Here is a 1,896-nt window from a genome sequence, read left to right on the forward strand (position 1 = left end):
GATTAAACCTTCCGGTGTTGCCTGAATTGGAAACGATTAACACCCACTCATTAAGTGTAGACCGATGGGACGGTAAATGATCCAAACTAAGCGCTACCGTCTTCGCACCGCCAATTTTTCCAAGAGTATTAAACTCCGTTTGCGCCGTGTCGTATCCCACAGGCACCACGCCGCGCAGGTCGGGCAAGCGAAACGTAGTTGAACCGTTTCCAGTAGAAAACGAACCTTTGCGGCTTGACCATTGTGCGTCGGAGACAATATTTCCGGAATTCTGCGCGTACTGCCATAAATCAGGCCAATCAGCACGATTGACCGATTGACCTTGCAGTAATAACGTTCCGGATGGTGCAACGTTGCCCGGCCACATTAATATGGTGCCAACGGGTAGGCGCTGCGACATCAAAGATGTAGCGATTGACACAACCTGCGCCTCTGTTGGTACGGCTGCGACTCCATCTCCCGTACCAATCAAAAAGCGCTTTTGGTCAAGAGAAAAAGCGGGTTCAGCTGGAAGTAACTGTTCAGCAACTAAATCAGCCTCGTTGCCGCGTCTGAATTGGATTGCCATGCTTGTATCACTCCTTTGCAAATAGAAAAGCGCCTGTCATACGGCAGGTGCTGATATTGTAAAATTATGGAGATTGTGGTACTGTTTTGTGTTAGAAGGGAGGTGAATATAATGGAACTTTGTCCATATTTAAATCGCCGATGTTTGCAAGACTAGAGCCACCTGCGGGAAATTCATTTGTACTAACTTGCGTAGATACCAGTAAAAGCCCTCCCGCATTTATTCCTGCATCCGGTTTCCCTGTCGAGGTCTGGGGTTGTGTTAATTGCAAAGGAATCACACTTCGCAATTCAACAATTGCAATTGACCAGAAGAAGTTGGCGGAGCTAATTGACCGCCAGAAATCATCTCAGCAGTAATACTCACCGGTCGTGCTGCTTGCTCCAGCACGGCCATTTTTTCTTCCAGCTTTGCAATGCGCTCTTCTAATGTCATAACAATCCCCCTTTCTACACAACAAAACCCGCCCATTTCTGAGCGGGTTGATTTGATTAGGTTTGTTTATAGCCCTGGTATATCAAATGTTACGGTTACAGGTTCGTAGCCTTCAAATGCGTAGGTTAGGGTGACGGTGGAGAGGTCGGAGAAGTCGGTGATACCTTGGAAATGAACCTGACCTTTATTTCCAACACCGTAAAAAGTATCAGTGGTATACTTTTTACCGGATTTTCCAACCAGAAAAGTTTTACTTATATCCGGCATCTTAGCAGATTCATCACTGGTTTCATAATAAAAAATAATTTCGTTTGCAAAGGGTTTGGATTCAGCTTTTATAAATGTCAGCGTTCCATCACCGCGTTTTGTTTCAATGTTAACAGAAATAGTTTTAGGCTCAAGCGACCCCGCTGATGGTATGGTCGTAGTTGTTTCAGTTATTGGTAATGTAGTTTTAGTCGTTGAAGCTGCTTGCTGTATTTGTCTTATCGCCTCCGTAGCAGCAGATTCGATTGCCGCTAAGGCTTCAGTCAGCTTTTTATCTATTAAATCTGTAGATTGAGCTGCGGTTGACAACGTTGTCCCTCCCGTGTTCAGAGAGCCGTCCTCATCGGCTGTATATGCTGAATGTGCGCCACAACCGGAAAGCAATAATATAGCCAACAGGACGCTCACAATTGAAAATTTACGCATATACGTCACTCCTTTCAAGTATAGTATATGCGATTTTACAAAAAATAGCAAGATTATCCAACAACAAGCCCATTTAAATATGTTCTTCCGGAAATAGTTCCTGTAATCCCTATCCGGTCTCCATTCCTATAAAACTCAATACCGCTATTTGAAAACCTAACCCCGGTTACTTGACTGCTTGTATTATAGTACCAAATAGC

Annotated in this window: 3 protein-coding genes; all 3 read right to left on the reverse strand. The window is 44.4% G+C overall.

The annotated features are described in order from the left end of the window. Positions 1-568 (reverse strand): tail fiber protein (locus AC29Z1_RS17400; protein ID WP_488272706.1); only part of this gene is annotated, 568 nt, incomplete at its 3' end. A gap of 276 nt (positions 569-844) precedes the next feature. Next, positions 845-1,003, reverse strand: coding sequence for a hypothetical protein (locus AC29Z1_RS17405; RefSeq protein WP_488272707.1), 159 nt, complete (start codon positions 1,001-1,003; stop codon positions 845-847). Between the two features lie 66 nt (positions 1,004-1,069). Beyond that, positions 1,070-1,696: a hypothetical protein gene (locus tag AC29Z1_RS17410; RefSeq protein ID WP_488272708.1), complete on the reverse strand. Its 627-nt coding sequence runs from the start codon at positions 1,694-1,696 to the stop codon at positions 1,070-1,072. Positions 1,697-1,896 lie beyond the last annotated feature (200 nt).

This window comes from Sporomusa sp., assembly GCF_057736855.1.

What these genes read in the sequence shown, in the direction of transcription:
- AC29Z1_RS17405 (WP_488272707.1), bottom strand. Translation starts at nt 1,003, where the DNA reads ATGACATTAGAAGAGCGCATTGCAAAGCTGGAAGAAAAAATGGCCGTG.
- AC29Z1_RS17410 (WP_488272708.1), bottom strand. Translation starts at nt 1,696, where the DNA reads ATGCGTAAATTTTCAATTGTGAGCGTCCTGTTGGCTATATTATTGCTT.